Raw genomic sequence first — 23,213 nt, forward strand, 5'->3', positions numbered from 1 at the left:
ACTTAAAAAACAACAGTTCAGAAATATTTGCTGTTTTGAAAGTGAATTAACGGATAGATTTGAACAAAATTAAAATATAAAACAATGAAAACACTCAACAGAATAACAGTTTTATTAGTATTGCTAGTAACGGTTTCATCATGTTTCTTAGAGGGAATTACAGGGGATGGTAATGTGGTAACCCAAAAGAGAAATATATCTGCCAATTTTGATGCTATTTCAGCCAGTCAAGCTTTAGATGTGCATTTAACCATAGGAGACACTCCTTCTGTAAAACTTGAAGTAGATGAAAATTTATTAGATGTTATTGAAACAGAGGTTGAAGATGGTGTATTGCGTATTTATACGAATAAAAATATCAGATTGGCAACTAGTAGAAAAATATACGTAACAGCTAATACTATTGAAGAAATTAAAGTAACGAGCGCAGCAAGTGTTAAAAGTAAAGATCCTATTAGGGGAGACAAACTAACGTTAAAAGCTACAAGTGCAGCCAGTTTAAATCTAAATGTCGATGTAACAGAGCTTTCATGTAATGTAACAAGTGCTGCAGATGTTAGAATAAAAGGGAAGGCAGATTCTTTTAAGGCGAGTGCAACAAGTGCTGCGCAAATTATAGCAAAAGAATTAGATGTGAAAACATGTAATGCCGATGCTACCAGCGCTGCAAATATTTCTGTTCGTGTGCATGAAGAGTTAGATGCTAATGCAACAAGTGCAGGAAGTATTCAATATTATGGTGAGCCAAAGAAAATACAAAAAAAGAGTACTTCAGGTGGAAGCATTAGTAGCTAATGAGTATTGACAATTCATAGTAAAGAATCGACAATTGATCACCTTTAATTAGAATAGAAAACTTATTGTAAAGACATTTGATTCATACAAATCTATAAAACACAAAAATGAAAGCATTAACGAAAACTTTAGCAATAGCAATACTATTTTTAACAACATCTTGTATGTTTAATGGAGTTAAAGGGAATAGAATTGTAAAAACTCAAGATCGAAATATCTCATCAAATTTTCAAGCTATTAAAGCAAGTCATGGTATCGATGTGTATCTAACTATGGGTGCTACTACTTCGCTAACGTTAGAGGCTGATGAAAATCTACACGATATTATCTATACAGAAGTAGAAGATGGGGTTTTAAGAATTTATGCAGAAGATAATATTTGGAGTGCCAAGAGCAAAAAAGTATATGTAACTGCTGAAAGTATTAATGAGATCAGAACTACGAGTGGTGCAGAAGTTATATCAGAAAATACCATTAAAAGTGAAGAACTAAAAGTAAGCTCTACAAGCGGAGCAGAAGTTAGATTAATTGTAGATGCAATTAACCTATCATGTAGCACAACTAGTGGGGCAGATGCACGAATAAAAGGTAGCGCAGATTACTTTATCGCTAAATCTACCAGTGGTAGCGATATTAATGCATCAAATCTAAAAGCGAAAAAATGTGATGCCAGTGTAACTAGTGGAGCAGATATAAGTATAAATGTTAGTGAAGAATTAGATGCTCGTGCTACTAGTGGTGGTGACATTAGATATACAGGTTCTCCTAAAAAAGTAAGAAAAAGTAGTAACTCTGGTGGAGGAATCAGAGGCTAAAAATTGAGTTGTTTTTTCCATTTTTTTGTTAAATGGAGGGCTGTCGGTATCGGCAGCCTTTTTTATTTTTTAATACTTTTTATATACTAACCAAATTAACTCTAACGTTATAAAAACTATTACAAGCTACTATGATAAAAAAAATTACATTACTACTTATCGTTTTACTTTGTTGTAAAAACCTAACGGCTCAAGATTTTAAAGTAAACATTAATAAGCTAACCGAAGAAACACAGCTCTTATCAGAATCACAAGATAAGATGCAATTAGTATGGTGGATACCCACAGATTTCTGGAAAGCAATCTTTGATCAAGATAAAAATATGCCTAAGACACAGGCCGAAAACATGTTAGAACATCTTGAGAAATATACAATGGTCGTAGCGGTAGATGGAAATATTGACATGAATGGCGATATTACCTATCATTCTGATGAAGAAATATTTAATACGTTACGTGTGATAGACGATGCTGGTGAGAAATACAATCCTTTGCAACATGATGAGATAGATTTAGATACGCAGCAGTTAATAAGTGTTATCAAACCAATTTTAGGACAGATGCTTGGTAAAGTAGGAGAGAATATGCACTTCTATTTATTTCAAAAAAGAAATGATCCATTAAATAAAATTGTGGATCCTTTACAATCGGATTCATTTGTTATCGAACTCACTAATGAAAAATTTAAATGGGATCTTCCGTTGGCATCTTTACTTAAACCTAAAAAATGCTCTGTAGATAACAAGCAACTAGATGGAACCTATACCTTTTGCCCATATCACGGTAACAAATTAGCAAAGAACTAAAAAAGAAAAGCCTCCATTTAAATCTACTGAACCCCAAAAGTTAGACGGTTAAACAAAAATTTATTTCTAAACCTCATCACTCAATAAATCAAGTATTTATGATGAGAAACTGAAACAAGTTCAGGTTGACAAAGACCTTTTATGACTCATTACGTATAATAAAATTTACTTTTGAGAGATATTTTCTATTTACATGGTAAAAACTTCAAAGAAACTAACATTGATTTAATCGAAAAGAATTCCCCGCATGCTTGCATCGGGGTATCTGTTGAAATTGTCATTCCCATGAAAACGGGAATCTAAATAATAGGATTTCGGTTTTTGACCCTGAGGTCAAAATGAAACTGGTGATACTCCTGTGGCTTGCCCTAGGGATAGTTGGTTTTAAGAAATTCTATATTTAAAGTTGAAAAGATTGAGAAAGTATGATACTAAAAAATGATCATAGTGACTTTGCACTAGCTTACAAAATTGAATTAATAAATGAAATTTCTAAAAATCCTAAGACGATTTTTGGAAGAGTTAAAAGATAGGTGAAAAATGAATTTCTTGTTTGTGATCATGTAGGTAATTGTAGAAATCAAAATGGTGAAACATGTGCTACGCGCCAGCTCTTGTATGTTCAGCAATTCTATATTTGTCCTGAAAAACGTGTACAGAATAAATTTTCAATTAATTTTATTCTTAGCAACGAAAACTACTAAAACAATGCTTACTCCAAGGTATATAAGGGCAACTTTAGTGTTAAAAAAATAATTCACTAAAAAAGTTTGTATTAGATAGAATATCGGAAATGCACTTGCGCCTATAGCAAAACGAGTAGTTGACTCGAACTCTACCTCTTGTATTTTTGGTTGAATAGCTTTCCAAATGCTCACAGGAACAATACTATTTAGTTTTACCAAACCATATAATACTTTCCATCCTGTGTTTGGTTCTTTTTTTTGAAAGGATGCGTCTGGTAGTATATCTAAATTTTCAATTTTTCTATTGACGATTTTAGGTTCTAAATAGTTGACATTTCCTAACTTCTCTATAATTGTATCATAATTATCAATGTCTTCTATATGTGTTGTTAATTTTTTCATAGCAACTCCTACAGCCTCTTTTAGTTGTAGCGTTGATTCGGCTAGCTTGTCTTTATTATAAAATGGGTTTACCGAAATGGGCTTGCCGTAAATAATAGAAACTGATTCAGCGAAATTTTCTGCTTTGGTGTAATTAAGTCCAACAGGAACAATGATCAATTCTAAATCAGGATTCTGTTCTAAAGCGCCGAAAATTATCCTCGTAAATCCTTTGCTTAATGGTCGAACCCACCTTCGAATATCATGCGTTCCTTCTGGAAAAATAAGTAGTGACCTTCCTTTATTAAATAACGAATAGCAGGTGTTAAATATTTCTTCATTTTTTGCCAAAGTTTCTTTTCCATCACGTAAACGATAAATGGGCAGCATGTTAACCGTAGAAAGTATCCATTTTACCAAAGGTATCTTAAAGGCGCTAGCGCGTGTTAAAAAATGAATATTTCTGGTAGTAGTGGTAGCTATTAGTAACGGATCTATTAATGCATTTTTATGATTTGAAACAAATAATAATGCTCCTTTTTTAGGAATATTTTTTGTGCCTACAACCTTTATTTTTTTATGATAAAAAAATAAAGCAGTAGTTATATAAATTTTTACTAATTGGTACCAAATCTTTTTGAGCATTAGGCAATTACTTTTTCTGATTTCTTAGACCAAAAGTACGCTAATCCTAATCCCGATGCAATATCCCAAACACTCCAAAATGCTAAACACAGCGCCATGCCTCCTAAACCATCAAAAAAGATAAAACATAGTAATAAACCAAGTCCTGAGTTTTGAATTCCAGTTTCAATAGATAGGGTTTTTTGATCTTTATACGATAGACCAACCATTTTAGAAAAATAGAACCCAGAGACATACCCTAATATGTTAAGGGCGAGTACAGCAACTAATACATAATGAACATAGTCTAAAAAAATATATCTATTCTCATAAAATGCACCGACTACAAACAATACTAATATTAAAATTGATAGTGGGCGTAATATTTTTGATAGCTTGTCGGCGATTTTAGGTCGGTATTTTCTTATAAGCATCCCTAAGATAAGAGGAAAGCCTACAATTAAGCTTACAATTTTAATAAGCTCGATAGGGTCTAATTCTACTTCTCTTAAAATTCTCGTTGTAGGTTCATATAGATTCCCCCAAAAAGCGAGATTTAAGGGAGTCATAACGACAGCTACAAGCGTTGCAAAAGCAGTTAAGCTAATCGATAATGCAGCATTTCCTCCAGCTAAATGTGTACAGAAATTCGAAATATTTCCTCCTGGGCAAGCAGCTACCATGATCATACCCAAAGCAATACTTGGGTAAGGTTGCATAACATTCACTAACAAAAATGTCAATAGTGGAAACAAAAAAAACTGAGCAATAATACCAGTTAAAACAATTTTAGGACTTTTAAAGAGGCGTTGAAAATCTTCGGTTTTAATACCCAATGCAACGCCGAACATAATAAGTGCGAGAATAAAATTTACCGACCATATTTGTTCATCATTAAAATTTATTTTTAATGAATCTAAAACAGTATCTGATTCAATTTTTAAAAGCATATTCAATAATGTTTGCACCCATTTTTAATGCTTTTTCTCGTAAATCTTGAGGATTATTATGAATTTCTTGATCTTCCCAACCATCGCTTAGATCAGATTCGTAATCATAGAAGCATACAAGTCGTCCTTTATAAAAGAGACCATATCCTTGCGGTGATTTTCCGTCATGTTCATGAACTTTGGGCAAAATATCAAAATCATACGATTGATGATATATAGCATGCTCATAAGGTATTTCTTTAAATTCTTGATCTGGAAATACTTTTTTTAATTCTCTACGAATGTATTTATCTAGACCATAATTATCAGAAATATGTAAAAATCCACCTGATTCTAAATAGGTTTTTAAATTTTTTGCATCTTCATCTGTAAAGAAAACATTACCATGGCCCGTCATAAACAGTATCGGGTAATTATAAATATCTGCACTATGTACTTCTACAGATTCTGGTTTTTCTTTAATTTTTGTATTAATATTAGAATTACAAAATTTTATAAGATTGGGCAATGCCGTAGGATTTGCATACCAATCACCACCGCCATCATACTTTAAAACAGCTACTTTTTGTGCTATAACTAGTGTAAAAGATAGATATGCTATAAGAGTGATTAAGGTTCGCAAACGACTTGTATTTGAAATCAAATATAAAATTAATATGGAGAGATATGAAAAATTAACATTTTATTAATCCCTAATTTTTAGTTGTCTTTAGAATCTGTGGAGATTTTATACTTAAATTTGTCACCTTAATTTAAAATAGTAAAACTAAAGTAAATCAAAAATGAAAAAATCATTTGTAAAAATTACAACCGTGTTATTTTTGGGCTTAGCCATTGTGTCTTGTAAAAAGGCTAAAAACGAAACTGAAGCAACAAAACCAGAAGCTAATAAAGAAATCGCGGCAACAGCTGCTAAATATGTAGCTGATGCAGATAACAGTACTATTACTTGGAAAGGTTTTAAACCTGCAGATTCTCATAATGGTACCATTAAAGTTTCTGAAGGATATGTTGCCTTAGAAAATGGCAACTTAAGTGGAGGAAATTTTGTGATAGATATGAATACTATTGCGAACCTTGATATTGAAAGTGAAGAATACAAAGGGAAATTAGAAGGTCATTTAAAAAATGCTGATTTTTTTGATGTAGAAAAGCATCCGTATAGTGTATTTGCAATTACTGGAGTTGAAACTAAAGACGGTAAAACAATGGTAAAAGGTAATTTGACTATAAAAGGAATCAAGAAGAATATTGAATTTCCTGCATCTATATCTGTGAGTGGTGATGAAATATCTTTTACAAGTGAGCCTTTTACAATAGACAGAACTGAATGGGATGTAATGTATAGCTCAGGCAAACTTACAGAAACATTAAAAGATAAAGTAATCTCAGATAATGTTGAGATTTCTTTTGATGTAAAAGCAAAAAAATCTGTAGATAACGCTTAATTAGCAGCTATTATAAGAAAGAAAAGACTACTGAAAAGTGGTCTTTTTTTATGTTAATAAAGAAATGGTGTGCACAGCAACAATACCTGCTGTTTCGGTGCGCAATCTACTTTCACCTAAACTCACGGGAAGAAAATCATAAGTTTTAGCCAAAGTAATTTCTTGAGAACTGAAATCACCTTCGGGTCCAATTAGAATAGTACTATTTTTTTCTTCTTGTAAAATAGATGCCAAAGATGTCTTAGAAGCATCGTTTTCACAATGTGCTATAAATTTCTGCCCATGAATACTTTGGGCCATAAACTCTTTAAAAGTTTGGGGTGTATTTAACTTTGGAAAGTGATATTTTAACGATTGCTTAGCAGCCGATTCTATAATTTTTTGACCTCGTTCAATCTTATATATTTTACGTTCAGAATGATCACAAATAATAGGAGTAATTTCATCAACACCTATTTCTGTAGCTTTTTCTAAAAACCATTCAAATCGATCATTATTTTTTGTAGGAGCTATAGCGATATGCAAATTATAGTTCCAAGATTTTTCTTGGTTCGAATAATGTATAATTGTAGCAATACATTTTTTATCATTAGCTACCGATATTTTTGCATCAAACAATTGACCATTGCCATTTGTAATATGTAAAATATCTCCTTCTTTTTTACGTAAAACCTTAACAATATGTCTGCTTTCAGTTTTATCGAAAGTAAGTTGATTATCACCAGGCTTTAAAATACTATTGTAAAAAAGTTGCATTATAGGTTTTTACGATATGTTCTTCGACGTTTTACAATTTTAGGATCGAAATGTTTCCAAATTTGCTGAATAGCGATATTATCTTCAAGTTCTGGCGTTCTAATACAGTTTTTAATTTCCAACGCTTTAAACGTTTCATAATATTCATTAAAAATTACAGCATGAACGCCTCTTCTTTGATAATCAGGATGCACTCCGATTAGATAAAAAATAACATCCTTACTATGTTTTTTAGCTTGTAAAAGATGATAAAATCCAAAAGGAAATAATTTCCCTTTACTTTTTTGTAACGCTTTTGAGAAAGAGGGCATTACAATAGCAAATGCTACCAAATTACCATCTTTATCGACTACGTATTTAATATAACGAGGGTTTATAAAGCTGATATATTTTTTCTTAAAATAGGCTTTTTGCTCATCTGTGATAGGCGTAAATGTAGATAGTTTTGCGTAGGAATCGTTAAACAAATCAAACATGGCATCTGCATACATCAGTACTTCTTTCGTAGTTCTTAAGTCTAAAGCCGTGAGCTCATATCTCCTTTTAATTAATTCTTGTGCTTTTTTGAAAAACTCTGGCTTCACATTTTCAAAGGGGAAACGCCATTCTAAATGTTCTTTCTCTTTTATCATACCAAGCTTTTCAAAATGCTCTTTGTAATATGGGTGATTATACCAAGTAATCATAGTGCCTAGATGATCAAAACCATCAATAAGCACGCCTACTTTATCTAAATTTGAAAACCCAACTGGGCCTTCTATATATTCGAGATTGTGTTGTTTGCCAATCTCTTCAACCTTATTGAGCAATGCTTTGGTAATAGTGATATCATCAATTACATCAAACCAACCAAACCGCATTTTTTTTATGCCTTGTTTGTTAACTTCTATATGATTGATAATTGTAGCCACACGTCCTACAATTTTACTGCTCTTGTAGGCCAAGAAAAATCGAGCATCGGCAGTTTTAAATGCCGGATTTTTATCTTTGTTAAAAGTGTTTAATTCTTCGCTTATAATTGGTGGTACCCAATAGGGATTATTTTTATATAAGCTAAAAGGAAATGTTACAAATTTTTTTAATTCAGAAGAAGTTGTAATTTCCTTAATGGTAATCATAAATTAGTATCGTTTTCTTGATTGGGATCGTAATTCTTGTTATAATCTTTTTGCTCTTTTTTACGTTGTTTGGCATCCTCTTTTGCCTTCTTCTTGGCATCCTTTTCTCTACGTTTTTGAGCTTTACTTTTTTTCTTAGGTTTATCCTTTTTTATTTTGCGTTTCTTGGCTTTTATTTTCTTTACCTTACGTTGCTTACCGAACTTGTTTTTCTTTCCAAACAATCGAGAAAAGAAACCTCCTTTTTTCTCACCATCTACCGCTTGTCCGTCAGCACCAATAACCTTAAATGAATCTTTATGCTTGTCTAAACGCCAAGCTAAACCTGTATTAATCAGAAGGGTAGAGCCACCTCTGTCACTAATAGCTCTGGCTGACAAATCAAATTGCATATTTCTATTAAAAAGATATGCAACACCACCACCAAACTGAAAATCATTAGGAATATTATCACCCTTAAAAATACCTTGGTGCTCGCCAAATATAGACCATTTATTATTAACAGAATAGGTAGCGGTTAAGATATAAGAATTCTCTTTTTGATCAGAACCTATTCTATCCATAATAAGGTTCGTTACAAATACAAATTTATTAGTAAAGTTGTTTTGCGTGAATAGCGCTATTTTTGGACTGAATTCATTTTTTATATACTGAGGAACTTGGGTTCCTATATAATTTTTTGTGATGGGTAAATTTACACCGGCGTAAATTGCTACGGCGGGAATAAGACGCTTCCAATCATATGAAGTTCTCTTTTTCCAACTACGAATTTCTTTAGATTTATCTTGATATTTTGGTGAATACACCAAATACTTTGCACCAATTGTAGCTTGACTAAAAGCAAGTTGTGATATGTTTTCTAAGGAAGGGTCTGCTATTACTAGATTTTCAGCAAAATCAATTTTATCTTGCTGAAATTTAACGTTTAAGTTCACTTCAAGCTTTTCTAAAAACTTACTGTAGCGCACCATAATGTCGCTACCTATAGAATTTACATTTGTACCTCTATCATCAATACTGCGATAAAATAAACCTCCTTCAAATTGTAAAACATCAGTGCCAACACTAAACGGACTATCACTAAAGCCAGGGCGTCTTGAGTTAATAAGTTCTGTGTACTGAGCACTACTAAATTGAATGCAGATAATGAATAGAATGATGCCGAGGAGATATCTCATGGTATAAATTCTTAGGGTCGCTTGTGTTATTTTATCATTATACTAACGTTTAAGTTGCGCTCAAATTGTTACTTTTGGCATATTATTCAAAATTTATGCAAGAAGCTGGATTTATGAACTTTTTAAGAACGATATTATTTATACTTTTAATTTATTATGGCTTAAAGCTAATTATGAGAATAGCATTACCTTTTATGATGAATAGATTTGCAAAAAATGTAGAGCGAAAATTCCAACAACAGCAAGATCAATTTAATAATAGAGATACACAAAGTAAAGTGGGAGAAACCACCATAGATAGAAGACCAGAGCAGAAAAAAGGGGATGCCGATATGGGTGAATATGTTGATTTTGAAGAGGTCGATTAATCAAGATTTTTAATGAAAGATTTAGGAAAAGAAATAGTTCCGTTTATAGTAGCTATTACTGTTTTTGTTATTGCAGCACTGGCATATTTTTCTCCAGTTCTAGAAGGTAAGAAATTGTTTCAAAGTGATATAGCCCAGTTTAGGGGTATGTCTAAAGAAGTAGCAGATTTTCGTAAAGATAATGATGCAGAACCTTATTGGACAAACAGAGCTTTCGGAGGGATGCCTACCTATCAATTGAGTGCATACTATCCTCATAATTATATTAAGAAAGCCGATTTGGCATTGCGTTTTTTACCTAGGCCAGCAGATTACTTATTCTTATATTTTTTAGGTTTTTTTGTATTGCTTTATGTACTTAAAGTAGAATGGAAATTAGCAATTTTAGGAGCATTGGCGTTTGGTTTTTCAACGTATTTTATAAGTATTTTCTCAGCAGGTCATAATGCAAAAGCACATGCGATAGCGTATATGCCAGTCGTCTTAGCGGGTATTATTGCTGTATTTCAAAAAAGATATTTATTTGGTTTTTTAGTAACTGCATTAGGAATGGCATTAGAGATTAATGCGAATCACCCTCAAATGACATATTATTTACTTTTTTCTGTACTTATTTTAGGTATCGTTTATCTGATAGATGCTTTTAAAAAGAAAGAGCTGCCAAATTTTTTCAAAACAGTTGGCATATTAGCTTCAGCGGTACTATTGGCTGTAGGGGTGAATGCCACTAGTTTATTGGCTACCAAAGAATACGCAAGTCATAGTACCCGAAGTAAAAGTGAATTAACTATAAACGCCGATGGCTCTGAAAAAGAAGAGATCACTACAGGCTTATCGAGAGAATACATTACGCAATATAGTATTGAGCCGGCTGAAAATTTTAATGTACTTATTCCTAGGTTTTATGGTGGTGGTAGTTATGAGAACATAGGTAAAGACTCAGAAACCTATGATTTTTTAAAGAATAAAGTTGGACGAAAGCAAGCCAAAGATTTTAGTGAGAATTTTCCAGGGTACTGGGGCGAACAAATTATAGTTGAGGCCCCTTTTTATATTGGGTCTATTCTCATATTTTTATTTATTCTCGGAGCTTTTTTAGTAAAAGGAAACCTAAAAAAGTGGCTCATTGCTGCCACGATTTTTTCGTTCGTATTGAGCTGGGGACGTCATTTTTCTATAGTAACCGATTTCTTTATTGATTATATTCCTTTGTACAATAAGTTTAGAGCTGTTTCGTCAATTCAGGTGATTGCAGAATTAGCGGTGCCTTTATTAGCCATACTAGCACTTAACAAGTTTTTGAACGCATCAAATGCAAAAGAAGAAAAGCTAAAATATTTAAAATACGCACTCTATGGAGTAGGAGGACTTACCTTGCTTTTTACGTTAGTAGGAACAAGTTTATTCAGTTTTGAAAGCTTTAGAGATGCACGTTGGGAACAACAATTAGAAGGAATTTCTGAAGCGTTTATTATCGATAGAAAATCGCTGTTTTTTAAGGATAGCTTACGTTCATTACTTTTAATTCTCCTTTCGGCTGTTGCTTTATGGGCATTTCTTAAAGATAAGATTAACAAGAATACTACATTAGCAATTTTTGCAATCCTTATTTTATTTGATTTAGTAGGTGTTGATAGGCGTTATCTAAACAATGATGATTTTGTTTCTAAAACAAGAGAAGAAAAACCCTTTCAAGCATCAGCAATAGATAAAGAAATTCTAAAAGATAAATCTTACTACCGTGTGGCAAATTTTGCAGTAAACCCTATAAATGATGGTAGTACCTCCTATTTTCATAATTCTATCGGTGGATATCATGCGGCAAAGCCACGTCGCTATGAAGAATTGTTCGAATATCAAATTGCCAAGAATAATATTGAAGTACTGAATATGCTAAACACAAAGTATATTCTATTTCCAGATCAGCAGGGTAGTCTTCAATTGCAAAAAAATGAAGACGCAAACGGTAATGCGTGGTTTGTACATACTGTAGAATTTGTGAACTCTGCGAATGCAGAGATGATGGCCTTAGATAGCTTGAAAACAAAGGAAAAGGCGATCGTACATATCGAATTTAAAGAGCTGCTTAAAAATACATCATTTCAAAAAGATTCAACAGCTACAATTACCCTAACAGATTATAAACCCAATGCTTTGACATATGCATCACAATCAAATTCTGAGCAATTGGCTGTATTTTCAGATATGTACTATAAAGAAGGATGGAATGCCTACATTGACGGTGAATTGACACCACATTTTAGAGTTAATTATGTTTTGCGTGCTTTGGTAATACCAGAAGGTAAGCATACAATCGAATTTAAATTTGAACCTACAGTTATAAAGAAAGGAAATACAATTACATTAATTTCCTATGCCTTATTATTATTAGTGCCTGCAGGTTGGTTTTTTATTGAAAAGAGAAGGCATGAGTCACCACAATAAGCGCTATAACCATACCATTGAGTTTTTACAGAAAGTAGTACCAGCTCCAGCTACTATTTTAGATTTGGGCACGCGAAATGATTTTACCGAAATCATGGAAAAGCACGGTTATACCGTATATAATACCGAAGGTGAAGATTTAGATGTTTTACCTGAAGTGGTGAAAAAATATAAGGTTGATGCAGTGACAGCTTTTGAAATTTTTGAGCATCTTATAGCACCTTTTAACGTATTACGTGAAATTCAACCAACAAAGTTGATCGCGACGATTCCATTGAATCTTTGGTTTGCAAGCGCTTATCGTTCAAAGACTGATAAATGGGATAGACATTACCATGAGTTTGAAGATTGGCAATTTGATTGGCTGTTAGAAAAATCTGGCTGGAAAATTAAAGAAACTCAAAAATGGACAAGTCCTATCAATAAAATTGGTTTTAGACCCATTTTGAGAAAATATACACCACGGTATTATGCCGTATATGCAGAACGATAGCCTATGCGTATCGGAATGATCTTAGATAAAACCTTTCCGCCAGACCCTCGTGTTGAAAACGAAGCGGTTTCTTTGGTTAATGCTGGTCATCAAGTATTTTTATTTTGTTTAGGATATCAAAATTTTCCCAACAAGGAAATTATTGAAGGTATAGAGGTTAGGCGCTACAAATCTAATAAGTTACAATACAAACTATCAGCCTTGGCATACACATTTCCGTTTTACACGAATGTAATGTTACGAAAAATTAAACACTTTTTAAAGAAAAATACTATAGAGGTAATCCATATTCATGATATGCGAATTGCAGCCGCCGTTTTTAAAGCCAATAAAAAACTAAAATTACCTACTGTTTTAGATTTACATGATAATATACCAGAAATTATGAAGTTTTATCCTCATTTACAAAAATTTCCTGGTAAGTACTTGATTTCTCCGCAGAAGTGGAAACAAAAAGAAGAGGAGTTCATTGCGAAAGCAACAAGAGTAATTACAGTTTCGAATGAATTTAAAGATGAGGTCATTCAAAGGACAAAGATTACCGATGATAAAATTCACGTAGTGCCGAATACGGTCTTGAAATCTTTCTATACGAAGTTTATTCTAAACAATACAATCATTTCAAAATATAAAGAAGATTTTGTTATTCTTTACGTAGGCGATACCGGTTTGCGTAGAGGCTTGTTAACTGCTATTGAAGCCATTGCTACGATAAAGGAAACCATAGAAAATGTTAAGTTGGTCATCGTAGGTAAGAATACAACCGATACCATTTTAAAAGAAAAGGTAAAAGAATTAGAAATAAACAATTATGTTGATTTTGAAGGTTGGCAAGATGTAAGTTTATTTCCTTCTTATATTATGGCGAGTGCTATATGTATTTCACCATTGCACAGAAATATTCAGCATGATATTGCTTATGCAAATAAATTATTTCAATATATGAGTTTTGGGAAGCCTGTTTTGGTGAGTGATGCTATCGCTCAGAAAAATCTTATAGAACGTGTGAATAGTGGTCTTGTTCATAAAGACAGTGATGTAAACGATTTTGCCGAAAAAATATTGAAGTTGTATAATGACAAAGCTTTCGCGGAAACGTTGGGAGCAAATGGAAAAGCATTTATAAAAAATGAATTCCATTGGAAAAAAACAGCTACTAAATTGATAGCTTTGTACGATAAATTAGCAAATTGAAAGTACTCATCATTACATATTATTGGCCACCTGCTGGAGGCTCTGGTGTACAACGTTGGTTAAAATTTGCTAAATATTTAAGAGCATTTGGTGTTGAGCCTGTTATTTATACCGTCAAAGATCCTAAGTATGCTATAGAAGATGAATCTCTACTAAACGATATTCCAAAAGATATTGAAGTGTTAAGGCAACCTATTTGGGAACCCAATTCATTATTAAAAAAAACATCAAAAAAAACAAGTGCTGGTTTTTTAAATACCAATCCTTCTTTTTTAGGGAAAATTGTCCAATACATTCGTGCCAATTACTTTATACCAGATGCGCGTAAATTTTGGGTGAAACCATCCATAAAATATTTGTCTAACTATTTAAGTAAGCATCCAATTGATGTTGTTATTACTACGGGTCCACCGCATAGTATGCATTTAATAGGCCTCGGATTAAAAGAAAAATTAGGCATAAAATGGATGGCAGATTTTCGAGATCCTTGGACAGAGATCGATTACTTTCATCAATTACCATTAACTACTAAATCTATAGAGAAACATAGATTTTTAGAACAAAAAGTGCTAAAAAAAGCTGATGCAGTAGTAGTGATTGGTAAAACAATGGCAGACAGTTATAAAAAGTACAATACTAATGTTCATGTAATTACTAATGGTTTTGACTCTGAACAAGTAGAATCTAATGTAGCTTTAGATGAAAAATTTTCTTTGGTACATATTGGTATGATGAACGCTGATAGAAACCATATTGTACTTTGGGAGACGTTACAAGAACTTATTAAAGAATCTGAAGATTTTGCTGCTGATTTAGAGTTAAAATTCATTGGTGCCGTTGCAGATGAGGTTCTAAAAGACTTAAACACTTTCGATTTAAAAAAATACGCAAATCTAATTTCGTATGTGCCTCATGATGAAATATTACAATACCAAAAGTCAGCACAAGTTTTGATGTTATTCGTAAACAATGTGCCAAGCGCAAAAGGTATTATTACAGGAAAGATTTTTGAATATTTACAAGCAAAAAGACCTATTTTAGCCATAGCACCAATTCACGGAGATTTAGCAGAAATTTTAAATAAAACTGAAGCTGGATTTGTGGTTGATTTTTCAGATAAGGAAAGATTAAAACAAAAGATAAAGACTTTATTTGATGCTTTTAAAGTTAACAATCTTATAATTGATTCAAAAAAAATTGAGCAATACCATAGAAAATCATTAACAAAGCAATTGGTTGATATACTCAAAGAAATAGTTGCAATCTTATAGAAGTTATGAAATTACCCAAATTTTTATTAGGCGATAATACAGATTATCCAGATGATATTTTCATTGTGCACACTGAATATCCTCAATTCATCATCAATTTAGTGAATGATGAGATAGAATGGTTAGAAGAAGTAGTAAGTGATAATGAATCTACTTTAGAGAACGAAGTTAATGCGCTTATTGAAGAAGCTTCTCACTTTTATGATAGAGAGATGGAACGATATGAGGATTAAAAAAGAACCCTCTATAGATTAATTTATAGAGGGTTCATCCAAAAAAGAGGTTTTAGTATTTAGCGACCTCCTTTTAATTCATCTTGCCATTTTTCTAGTTCACTCCATTTACCGTCTGCAGCTAAATCAGCTTGCTTTGGCCAAGTACCTGGATCGTGCATGCGATATCTAGGACCAGCATTGTTTAAAACTTCTTGTAATCGATCTACAGTCGCATCTGCCAATTGTCTAAAACTCCAAATGCCATCATCATTTAATAAGCCTTTAATTTTAGGACCAATACCTTCTACTTTTGTAAGATCATCTTTTACAGAATCTCCTGTATCGCCAGACTTTGCATCCTTACTTACCGCTACACCTCCTTTTAATTCGTCTTGCCATTTCTCTAGCTCACTCCATTTACCATCTGCAGCTAAACGCGCTTGTGCTGGCCATGTCGAAGGGTCATGTATTCTATATCTTGAGCCAGCATTATCTAATATATCTTGAAGTCTATTTACTTTAGTACCTGCTAACTGATTAAAACTCCAAATGCCATCATCATTAATAAGTCCTTTAATTTTAGGGCCTATACCTTCAATTTTTGTAAGATCATCTTTAACATCATCTGCTTTTGCAACGCCATCTACAAAATTTGAAGCTACGATGCTTGGGTCTGATACACCTGAAGCCGTCACTTTCGTAGCTTTTATGGTTGTATTCTGACGATTCTCAAGGTCTCTATACTTGTTTTTCCACTCTATAAGTTCATTTTTACATTTATTTTGATACCACCAACGCCAGAAAAACCATCCGATTAAAAAAGCGCCAAGCATCCATAAAAAAAGTTCGATTAAATGAGCGGTATTTTGATTTGAAAATATTGATAAGGTCATTGGTTATTATTTTACGGTTATTACTATTCTTCTATTTTTTGCTCTTCCTTCTTCTGTGTCATTACTTGTTACTGGTTCGGTTTCACCTTTTGAGACTACTTCTATAATGTCGGCAGCGATACCTTGTGTAACTAAATAATTTTTCACATTGTTAGCTCTATCTAAACCCCACTGGTAATTATTAACACCAATACTATCGGTGTGACCCGTAACAATTACTTTTTTACCAGCATATTTTTGTAGATAATTTTTGAGTTCGATAGTATATGCAGTTAATGTTCTATCAGGATTAAATTCTGCTTCTGCAAAATCGGCATATAAAGTTTTGTTACTAATACCTGCTTCAATTTCTAGTGCGTGTGCTGCTGTAATATCTTGAAATGCCATAGAAACACCATCAAAATAATTACCATTAGTATCATAATTATATGCTGATACTACAGTGTTGGGTACAATTCTATCTGGGTTTACACCTGCTTTTACAAGGATGTCTTTCAATAAAGCTGCCCTTGAATTACCTAAATGTATATCTTTACTAGTATCAACTTCAGAAGCCAAATGCTTCACATTCAATAATAGCTCTTTATCTTGATTCGCATTAAGAAAATTATAAATAGAATCTTTAAAACCACTCAATTCGTTAGGAATTATTACGCCTCCATTTGCTTCTTTGGTTATAAATCCTTTCGGAAAGTTAAAAGCAGTACTACCGTCAGACGAAAGTATTGAGAAAGCGGTTTTAGGTACTTCTACAGAAGTTTTTGGTTCTTCTTTGTTAATTGAATGCCCTTCTTTTAAATTATGAGCTGTTGCGCATTCTCCACAAATACTATTACTGATGTATTGGTGAAATACTAATGCAAAGACAGCCCAAAGTAGAAAAAGCATAAAGGCAAGCCAGAATTTTTTCATGTTTTAAGTTTTGGTTAATTAATTGTAGCTAAATGTAACAAAAAGTTTGCTGTGTTACAAATGTACTAATCTCGTATTTAGTATATTATAAATTTAATTACGAAATACACCTGTAAGCTTTTCTAATATTTGAGACACAATTAGAAGCCTAGACGTCACATTTTATAGATGTTATTTTCTTGCGGCTTGTACTAACTCTATTTTGTCAAGTGAAGTTTTAGTGGTAATTAAACCGAAGTTTATGGTGGCTTTATTTTTTTCTATTTTTTCTATAGTGCCTACCGAATTACTATCTATTAAGCGTACTTTGTCATTGATCTTGTAACTATAATCAGCTTTAGCTCTAGCGATTTTTTTTGCTTCGGTGTTTTTTTCTTTTCGAACTTTTTTTACTTTTTCAAGAACTTCCTTTTTAACTATTTCTAATTTTTGTTGCTGTTGTTGTTCTTGTTTTTTTATGACTTTCTTTTCAGCTTTTGTTTTAGGTTTATTCTTTTTATGATGTTTTGATTTTTCTATGGTTACCCATTTCATCAAATCGGTTAAAAATTGTTTTTTATTATTGGTTTGAAAATATTTATTGGTGAGTTCGTTAAATTTTCTACCTGATGATAACATCTTTTGATTATTATCATACAACTCTTGAAAACGCTCTAGTTTTTCTTGAATTTTTCGTTCTTTATCAGATAGATTCTCGGTATGCTCTTGTGCTTTCGATTGTGCTTTTTCTAAGTTATCTGAAGTTTTTCTCAACTTATTGCGCTCTTGTTGTAATTTAGAAATAGTCTTGTCTAAGCGAATCTTTTCGCGTTCTACTTTCTTCTTAGCACGATTGATTAAACTAAATGGTATTCCATTTTTTTGAGCTACTTCAAACGTAAAAGAACTTCCGGCCTGCCCTGTAAGTAATTTAAAAGTTGGCTCTAATGTTTTGGCGTCAAATTGCATGTTAGCATTCGTAACGTTATCGAGCTCATCTGCTAATACTTTTAGATTTGCATAATGCGTAGTAATTATACCATAAGCACCTTTTTCATAGAATTCTTCTAAGAAGATTTCTGCCAATGCACCTCCTAATTCTGGGTCACTACCCGTACCAAATTCATCAATTAAAAACAACGTATTCGCATTGCATTTACGTAAAAAAGCACGCATATTTTTTAAGCGGTAACTGTAGGTGCTTAATTGATTTTCAATTGACTGATTATCTCCTATATCGGTGAGAATAGTATCAAAAAAATAGACCTCGCTACGTTCATGAACGGGTATCAAAATACCACTTTGAATCATAACTTGTAATAAACCAATAGTCTTTAACGTAATACTTTTACCACCAGCATTAGGACCCGAAATAACGATAATCTGTTGTTCTTTGTTTAATTCTAACGTCTGAGGTATCGTTTCTATATGCTGTTTCTTATTACTTTCAAGTAAAATAGGATGATACGCATCGCGTAAGAATAGTTTTTTAGTATTCGAGATGTTGGGTAAGATACCACCAATATGCTTTGCATATTTTGCCTTTGCCGCAATAAGATCTAACTGTGTTAAGAATTCTTGATAAGTACTTAATAAAGGGCTGTATATTCGAATATCATTTGTTAGTTTTTTTAGAATTCTTACAATCTCTTCTTTTTCTTCATGAATAAGATCTTGAAGTTCGCGATTCAACCTTGCTGTTGCATCTGGAACGATAAAAACAATACTTCCAGTTTTTGAGGTACCTAAAATTGAACCTTTTACTTTACGTCTATACATGGCTTGAACCGCCATAACACGTTGATTTTCAATAACAGATTCACGAATATCATCTAAATAATCAGCGTTCGCATAACGGCTCATCGCACTCGAAAAACTGGTGCTTATCTTAGCTCTAACTGTGTTGAGTTCTTTACGAATACTTTTTAATTGATCTGAAGCCTTACTGTCAACTTCGCCAAAGTTGTTGATGACTTTTCTTATAAAATCTATCAATGTGCTAGTAAATTCGACATTAGAAGCTATTTTATAGAGTGTTGGATAATATTCTTGAAATTTCTTTAAAAATTTTAATTGAATGTTTACAGTTTCAGAAATAGCTGCAATCTTTAGAAAAGCATCAGCTTCTAAAAAACTATCTTCAATACCTAATAAATGAATCTCTTTGGTAATTTCATCAAAATGATGATTAGGTAACTTATTCTCATTCTCGAAAGAGCTTACATATTCACTTACCAATTGTAATTCTTCTAGTAATTTGAGTTTAGCTGAGATCGGACCTAGTTTTTGAACAGCCTCTCTACCTAAATCAGAAATACAGTATTCACTTATACTATCGATCACGGTATAAAACTCGAGATCATTCAATGTTTTTTGGGTGATTTTGCTACTCAAAATTGTACTTTTACAAACACACTGCAAAGTAACTATTTTTACGAGTATTATGAATGTTCAAATTGCCGAAAGTTGGAAAGCTGTTTTACAAGACGAATTTGAGAAACCCTATTTTAAATCACTAACCGATTTTGTGAAAAGTGAATATAAAAATTATACCTGCTATCCAAAAGGAAGTCAGATCTTTTCGGCTTTTGATCACTGTTCTTTTAATGATGTAAAGGTGGTGATTATTGGTCAAGATCCGTATCATGGGGTAGGACAGGCGAACGGTTTGTGCTTTTCGGTAAATGATGGTATAGCACATCCGCCATCATTGATTAATATTTTTAAAGAACTAGAAACTGATTTAGAATTGCCAGTTCCGTCAAGCGGAAATTTAGAACGATGGGCAGCGCAAGGTGTATTATTATTAAACGCAACATTAACGGTTCGTGCATACCAAGCAGGTTCACATCAAAATAAAGGTTGGGAGCAATTCACAGATGCGGTAATTGCTAAAATTTCTGAACAAAAAGAAAATGTAGTCTTTTTATTATGGGGTGGGTATGCCAAGAAAAAGGGAGCGAAGATTAATACATCAAAACACTATGTGTTAACTTCTGGGCATCCTTCACCTTTAAGTGCTAATAGAGGCTATTGGTTTGGTAACAAGCATTTTTCGAAAACAAATGCTTTACTAAAAAGTGAAAATTTAGAAATAATTGAGTGGTAAATTTACCAGTTTCGCTTATCGATTTTGTGTATGGTTTCGTTGTGTGTTTAAGTGTTAAAAGTTAGCAAATACAAATTAAATAAAGTATCCGCAAGGATATTCCTATGTAGTTTAGAGCCAAGCAATTAATAATGCACGGTGTTGGCAAACTTTTTTTATACACTTTAAAGTTGTATATTTGTTTACAAAGTGTTAATAACGCAACTTTATAGTGTTTTTATTTAAAATATTTCTATATTTGTACTGAATTTGACACGTTAAAATGGCAGATAAATTAATTGTACAATCTTTTTTACAAAAACTAAAGCAGATTATTAAAGTATGGGGTATTATCTTTTCCAATCGCCCTAAAAATAGTATTCAAAATCTTGCAGATTTAAGTATTACTGCTAATATGCGTGAAGAAATAATTCTCAATCTAGAAATTGAGGATTATAGTGAAGGACCTTTAGAGGAAACTCAACAAGGAGGAACTGAAATGTGGGTTTTTGGCAAAACAATTAAAGGTCAACAAATTTATATTAAGTTAACTATTTCTCAAATCACAGACCAAGCAATTTGCATTTCTTTTCACAAGGCTGAATTCCCTATGAAATTTCCGCTTAAGGATTAAACTAAAAACAAATTAATTATGAAAAGTCCAATCACAGGTAAGGAAATGACCTTACAAATTGAAAAGAGTATTTTGGAATTTCGAAAAGAAAAATTCGAGTATAATCACAAAAGTTATTCTTGTGAAGAAAGTGGAGAATCATTTACAACCACAGAGTTAGATGATTTTAATTTAAATCAAGTTTATAATCAATATAGGGATAAACATAATATCCCTTTTCCAGACCAAATTATTAAATTAAGAAATACTTATGGGTTATCTGCAAGTATGATGTCCAAAATATTGGGTTTTGGGACTAATAGTTATAGGAATTATGAAAAAGGTGAAGTTCCAAGTTTAGCAAATGCTAATTTAATTAATACCGTTTTAAACAGTATTTTGAACTTTAAATTGTTAGTGGATTTAAACAATGATTTAAACGATGAAGAAAAAATAAAAATTCTTAAAAAGATTGAGGTTGTCATTGAAAATTATCGAGAGAGCAAGGATGATAATAAATATGTAGATATCTTATTTGAAAATAGATTACCAGATAATTATACAGGTTATAGAAAACCTGATATGGAAAAGATGGCAAATATGATTTTGTTTTTTGCCGAAAAGCTAAATCCTACCGAAACAATGATGAATAAATTATTGTTTTATTCTGATTTTTATAATTACAAGAAGACAGCATATTCAATAAGTGGTTCAAATTATATGGCACATAATTATGGTCCAGTTCCAGTGAGATTTGGAGGTATCTTTGATTATGCAGCAAATAAGGATTATATTTTTATGAAAGTGGAAGATTATGGTAATGGATATTGGGGTAAATGTTTTTATAAATCGAGTCAAAAGGATTTTAATTCTGAATTATTCAGTTCCGAGGAAATAGAGTCTTTAAATGTTATTGTAAGTACATTCAGAGGATGTAATGCTACACAAATAATGCAAAAAAGCCATGATGAAAAAGCTTGGTTAGAAAATGAAAAAAGCAAAAGTTTAATAGATTATAATTATTCATTTGAATTAATTCACGTCTGATTTTTTCAAATGTTTGCCAACGTTAAGCTTAAGCTGAGTTTTAATTCCGTTTAGCGAGTGATAAGCGAAGTTGCCTGAAAACGAATTAAGAATCAAACTAAATTTCTATTTTTACAGCAAACCAAATATGTGTTGCAACGTTCGTATTCTATAATTATCCCTGTTTATAATCGCCCTCAAGAAATTAAGGAATTACTTAAAAGTTTATGTAAACAAACTTTTAAAGACGATTTTGAAGTGGTGGTGGTTGAAGATGGTTCTAATACTACTTCAGAAGAGCTAGTAAACAACTTTAAAGACAAACTTTATCTTCAATATTTTATTAAAGACAATAGTGGTCCTGGGTTGAGCAGAAATCATGGAATGCAAAAAGCTAATGGAAACTATTTTATCATTTTAGATTCTGATGTCTTATTACCAGCACATTATTTAACGGAAGTCGATATTACTTTACAAAATAATTTTACCGATGCATTTGGTGGTGCAGATGCTTCGCATCCTTCATTTACCCACTTACAAAAGGCGATTAGCTATTCGATGACCTCGGTACTAACAACAGGAGGCATTCGTGGAAATAAAAATATAAAAAAATTCCAACCGCGTAGTTTTAATATGGGCTTGTCAAAAGTTGCTTTTGAAAAGACTAATGGATTTGGAGCACAGCATTTTGGTGAAGATATCGACCTTAGTTTTCGATTGCGGCAAAACGGATTTGAATCTCAGTTTATTGAAAAAGCCTTTGTCTATCATAAACGTAGAAATACCTTGTTAAGTTTTTTTAAACAAACCTTTAATTTTGGTGCTGCTAGACCGATTTTAAATAAGCAACATCCCAAAACGGCAAAGATTACCTATTGGTTTCCTAGTTTGTTTGTACTTGGCTTGTTGTTTTCTGTGGTTGCCTTTTTCTTTGGTTATACTTGGTTTTTATTAGGGTTTAGCCTCTATTTTATCTTACTATTTTTAGATAGCTTTGTTAAAAATCAAAATTTTAGTGTTGCGCTTATGAGTATGTTGACAACGCTTGTGCAATTTTTAGGATATGGGTTCGGTTTCTTACGATCTGTTTTTCGCATAAGCGTGCTTCAAAATCCGATAGAAAAAGCCTTTCCAAGAATGTTTCGTTAACCTATTATTT

The 23,213-nt window shown here is 32.3% G+C and carries 23 protein-coding genes; 14 read left to right on the plus strand and 9 right to left on the minus strand.

From position 1 onward, the window contains the following. Positions 1-84: 84 nt before the first annotated feature. The 3 genes from AC1EUY_RS09695 to AC1EUY_RS09705 all read left to right on the plus strand — a co-directional run bounded on the left by AC1EUY_RS09695 (position 85) and on the right by AC1EUY_RS09705 (position 2,416). Positions 85-795 (plus strand): head GIN domain-containing protein, encoded by a 711-nt coding sequence (locus AC1EUY_RS09695; protein WP_480195330.1) that lies wholly within the window; start codon positions 85-87, stop codon positions 793-795. A gap of 107 nt (positions 796-902) precedes the next feature. Further along, positions 903-1,610, plus strand: a complete 708-nt coding sequence (locus tag AC1EUY_RS09700; RefSeq protein WP_480195331.1) for a head GIN domain-containing protein — start codon at positions 903-905, stop codon at positions 1,608-1,610. A gap of 131 nt (positions 1,611-1,741) precedes the next feature. Next, complete coding sequence (locus AC1EUY_RS09705; protein WP_480195332.1) at positions 1,742-2,416, plus strand: hypothetical protein; 675 nt, start codon at positions 1,742-1,744, stop codon at positions 2,414-2,416. 668 nt (positions 2,417-3,084) lie between these two features. On the opposite strand, the gene AC1EUY_RS09710 is transcribed toward AC1EUY_RS09705, so the two are convergent. Genes AC1EUY_RS09710 through AC1EUY_RS09720 form a run of 3 tightly spaced genes read right to left on the minus strand, consistent with a single transcriptional unit; the run spans position 3,085 to position 5,679 of the window. Beyond that, positions 3,085-4,128, minus strand: coding sequence for a lysophospholipid acyltransferase family protein (locus tag AC1EUY_RS09710; RefSeq protein WP_480195333.1), 1,044 nt, complete (start codon positions 4,126-4,128; stop codon positions 3,085-3,087). After that, positions 4,128-5,057, minus strand: coding sequence for a bile acid:sodium symporter family protein (locus AC1EUY_RS09715; protein WP_480195334.1), 930 nt, complete (start codon positions 5,055-5,057; stop codon positions 4,128-4,130). The genes AC1EUY_RS09710 and AC1EUY_RS09715 overlap by 1 nt, the downstream gene beginning before the upstream one ends. Further along, complete coding sequence (locus AC1EUY_RS09720; protein ID WP_480195335.1) at positions 5,041-5,679, minus strand: DUF4159 domain-containing protein; 639 nt, start codon at positions 5,677-5,679, stop codon at positions 5,041-5,043. The genes AC1EUY_RS09715 and AC1EUY_RS09720 overlap by 17 nt, the downstream gene beginning before the upstream one ends. 160 nt (positions 5,680-5,839) lie before the next feature. On the opposite strand from AC1EUY_RS09720, the gene AC1EUY_RS09725 reads away from it, so the two are divergent. Beyond that, entirely contained in the window at positions 5,840-6,505 is a 666-nt protein-coding gene (locus AC1EUY_RS09725) for a YceI family protein (RefSeq protein ID WP_480195336.1), read from the plus strand. Positions 6,506-6,553: 48 nt separating this feature from the next. Here AC1EUY_RS09725 and AC1EUY_RS09730 read toward each other — a convergent pair whose 3' ends face one another. Genes AC1EUY_RS09730 through AC1EUY_RS09740 form a run of 3 tightly spaced genes read right to left on the minus strand, consistent with a single transcriptional unit; the run spans position 6,554 to position 9,557 of the window. Beyond that, complete coding sequence (locus AC1EUY_RS09730) at positions 6,554-7,261, minus strand: 16S rRNA (uracil(1498)-N(3))-methyltransferase (RefSeq protein WP_480195337.1); 708 nt, start codon at positions 7,259-7,261, stop codon at positions 6,554-6,556. Then, on the minus strand, positions 7,261-8,379 hold the full coding sequence (locus AC1EUY_RS09735; RefSeq protein ID WP_480195338.1) for a GNAT family N-acetyltransferase: 1,119 nt from the start codon (positions 8,377-8,379) through the stop codon (positions 7,261-7,263). Before AC1EUY_RS09735 ends, AC1EUY_RS09730 begins: the two co-directional genes overlap by 1 nt. After that, positions 8,376-9,557, minus strand: coding sequence for a transporter (locus AC1EUY_RS09740; RefSeq protein WP_480195339.1), 1,182 nt, complete (start codon positions 9,555-9,557; stop codon positions 8,376-8,378). The genes AC1EUY_RS09735 and AC1EUY_RS09740 overlap by 4 nt, the downstream gene beginning before the upstream one ends. Positions 9,558-9,631: 74 nt before the next feature. Between AC1EUY_RS09740 and AC1EUY_RS09745 the strand changes: the two genes are divergently transcribed. From AC1EUY_RS09745 to AC1EUY_RS09770, 6 genes are read left to right on the plus strand one after another with little or no spacing between them, the layout of a single operon-like run. After that, a complete protein-coding gene (locus AC1EUY_RS09745; RefSeq protein WP_480195340.1) occupies positions 9,632-9,925 on the plus strand; it encodes a DUF4834 family protein in 294 nt (97 codons plus the stop codon). A gap of 12 nt (positions 9,926-9,937) precedes the next feature. Next, a complete protein-coding gene (locus AC1EUY_RS09750) occupies positions 9,938-12,370 on the plus strand; it encodes a YfhO family protein (protein WP_480195341.1) in 2,433 nt (810 codons plus the stop codon). Further along, positions 12,354-12,863 carry a class I SAM-dependent methyltransferase gene (locus AC1EUY_RS09755; RefSeq protein WP_480195342.1) on the plus strand — a complete coding sequence of 170 codons (510 nt, stop codon included), beginning with the start codon at positions 12,354-12,356 and terminating at the stop codon, positions 12,861-12,863. Before AC1EUY_RS09750 ends, AC1EUY_RS09755 begins: the two co-directional genes overlap by 17 nt. A gap of 3 nt (positions 12,864-12,866) precedes the next feature. Beyond that, the gene (locus tag AC1EUY_RS09760) at positions 12,867-14,057 is read left to right on the plus strand and encodes a glycosyltransferase family 4 protein (RefSeq protein ID WP_480195343.1); all 1,191 of its coding nucleotides are present in this window, start codon (positions 12,867-12,869) and stop codon (positions 14,055-14,057) included. Further along, positions 14,054-15,328 (plus strand): glycosyltransferase family 4 protein, encoded by a 1,275-nt coding sequence (locus AC1EUY_RS09765; protein ID WP_480195344.1) that lies wholly within the window; start codon positions 14,054-14,056, stop codon positions 15,326-15,328. The genes AC1EUY_RS09760 and AC1EUY_RS09765 overlap by 4 nt, the downstream gene beginning before the upstream one ends. A gap of 5 nt (positions 15,329-15,333) precedes the next feature. Continuing rightward, complete coding sequence (locus tag AC1EUY_RS09770; RefSeq protein ID WP_480195345.1) at positions 15,334-15,561, plus strand: hypothetical protein; 228 nt, start codon at positions 15,334-15,336, stop codon at positions 15,559-15,561. Positions 15,562-15,620: 59 nt separating this feature from the next. On the opposite strand, the gene AC1EUY_RS09775 is transcribed toward AC1EUY_RS09770, so the two are convergent. The 3 genes from AC1EUY_RS09775 to AC1EUY_RS09785 all read right to left on the minus strand — a co-directional run bounded on the left by AC1EUY_RS09775 (position 15,621) and on the right by AC1EUY_RS09785 (position 19,721). Then, the gene (locus AC1EUY_RS09775) at positions 15,621-16,436 is read right to left on the minus strand and encodes a helix-hairpin-helix domain-containing protein (protein ID WP_480195346.1); all 816 of its coding nucleotides are present in this window, start codon (positions 16,434-16,436) and stop codon (positions 15,621-15,623) included. 6 nt (positions 16,437-16,442) lie between these two features. Beyond that, a complete protein-coding gene (locus tag AC1EUY_RS09780) occupies positions 16,443-17,348 on the minus strand; it encodes an OmpA family protein (protein WP_480195347.1) in 906 nt (301 codons plus the stop codon). A 171-nt stretch (positions 17,349-17,519) separates the two neighbouring features. Next, entirely contained in the window at positions 17,520-19,721 is a 2,202-nt protein-coding gene (locus AC1EUY_RS09785; RefSeq protein WP_480195348.1) for an endonuclease MutS2, read from the minus strand. Positions 19,722-19,770: 49 nt separating this feature from the next. Between AC1EUY_RS09785 and AC1EUY_RS09790 the strand changes: the two genes are divergently transcribed. The 4 genes from AC1EUY_RS09790 (at position 19,771) to AC1EUY_RS09805 (ending at position 23,203) form a co-directional block, all read left to right on the plus strand. Beyond that, positions 19,771-20,436 carry a uracil-DNA glycosylase gene (locus AC1EUY_RS09790; protein WP_480195349.1) on the plus strand — a complete coding sequence of 222 codons (666 nt, stop codon included), beginning with the start codon at positions 19,771-19,773 and terminating at the stop codon, positions 20,434-20,436. A gap of 262 nt (positions 20,437-20,698) precedes the next feature. Next, positions 20,699-21,049 (plus strand): hypothetical protein, encoded by a 351-nt coding sequence (locus AC1EUY_RS09795; RefSeq protein WP_480195350.1) that lies wholly within the window; start codon positions 20,699-20,701, stop codon positions 21,047-21,049. Between the two features lie 18 nt (positions 21,050-21,067). Beyond that, positions 21,068-22,075, plus strand: coding sequence for a type II toxin-antitoxin system antitoxin SocA domain-containing protein (locus tag AC1EUY_RS09800; protein ID WP_480195351.1), 1,008 nt, complete (start codon positions 21,068-21,070; stop codon positions 22,073-22,075). 132 nt (positions 22,076-22,207) lie between these two features. Then, positions 22,208-23,203, plus strand: a complete 996-nt coding sequence (locus tag AC1EUY_RS09805; protein ID WP_480195352.1) for a glycosyltransferase family 2 protein — start codon at positions 22,208-22,210, stop codon at positions 23,201-23,203. Positions 23,204-23,213: the final 10 nt, after the last annotated feature.

This window comes from Maritimimonas sp. 2210JD6-3, assembly GCF_056591795.1.